Annotated in this window: 1 protein-coding gene; it reads left to right on the forward strand. The window is 38.0% G+C overall.

The window, feature by feature from the left end:
* Positions 1–325 precede the first annotated feature (325 nt).
* Positions 326–1,096, forward strand: coding sequence for an aminoglycoside O-nucleotidyltransferase ANT(4')-Ia (aadD1, locus tag HMPREF2897_RS03625; protein ID WP_001795128.1), 771 nt, complete (start codon positions 326–328; stop codon positions 1,094–1,096).
* The last annotated feature ends 303 nt before the right edge of the window (positions 1,097–1,399 follow it).

The raw sequence follows: 1,399 nt of genomic DNA on the forward strand, positions 1-1,399 counted from the left end.
TTATACTATAAATTCAACTTTGCAACAGAACCAAAAATTAAACCTTGATGACACAGAAGAAGGCGATTTGATTCATACAGATGATGACGAAAAAGCCGATGAAGATGGATTTTCTATTATTGCAATGTGGAATTGGGAACGGAAAAATTATTTTATTAAAGAGTAGTTCAACAAACGGGCCAGTTTGTTGAAGATTAGATGCTATAATTGTTATTAAAAGGATTGAAGGATGCTTAGGAAGACGAGTTATTAATAGCTGAATAAGAACGGTGCTCTCCAAATATTCTTATTTAGAAAAGCAAATCTAAAATTATCTGAAAAGGGAATGAGAATAGTGAATGGACCAATAATAATGACTAGAGAAGAAAGAATGAAGATTGTTCATGAAATTAAGGAACGAATATTGGATAAATATGGGGATGATGTTAAGGCTATTGGTGTTTATGGCTCTCTTGGTCGTCAGACTGATGGGCCCTATTCGGATATTGAGATGATGTGTGTCATGTCAACAGAGGAAGCAGAGTTCAGCCATGAATGGACAACCGGTGAGTGGAAGGTGGAAGTGAATTTTGATAGCGAAGAGATTCTACTAGATTATGCATCTCAGGTGGAATCAGATTGGCCGCTTACACATGGTCAATTTTTCTCTATTTTGCCGATTTATGATTCAGGTGGATACTTAGAGAAAGTGTATCAAACTGCTAAATCGGTAGAAGCCCAAACGTTCCACGATGCGATTTGTGCCCTTATCGTAGAAGAGCTGTTTGAATATGCAGGCAAATGGCGTAATATTCGTGTGCAAGGACCGACAACATTTCTACCATCCTTGACTGTACAGGTAGCAATGGCAGGTGCCATGTTGATTGGTCTGCATCATCGCATCTGTTATACGACGAGCGCTTCGGTCTTAACTGAAGCAGTTAAGCAATCAGATCTTCCTTCAGGTTATGACCATCTGTGCCAGTTCGTAATGTCTGGTCAACTTTCCGACTCTGAGAAACTTCTGGAATCGCTAGAGAATTTCTGGAATGGGATTCAGGAGTGGACAGAACGACACGGATATATAGTGGATGTGTCAAAACGCATACCATTTTGAACGATGACCTCTAATAATTGTTAATCATGTTGGTTACGTATTTATTAACTTCTCCTAGTATTAGTAATTATCATGGCTGTCATGGCGCATTAACGGAATAAAGGGTGTGCTTAAATCGGGCCATTTTGCGTAATAAGAAAAAGGATTAATTATGAGCGAATTGAATTAATAATAAGGTAATAGATTTACATTAGAAAATGAAAGGGGATTTTATGCGTGAGAATGTTACAGTCTATCCCGGCATTGCCAGTCGGGGATATTAAAAAGAGGGTTCTGTTGCAAAGTAAAAAAATATAGCTAACC

The sequence above is a fragment of the Staphylococcus sp. HMSC065D05 genome (genome assembly GCF_001813195.1).
Taxonomy (GTDB): Bacteria; Bacillota; Bacilli; order Staphylococcales; family Staphylococcaceae; genus Staphylococcus; species Staphylococcus epidermidis.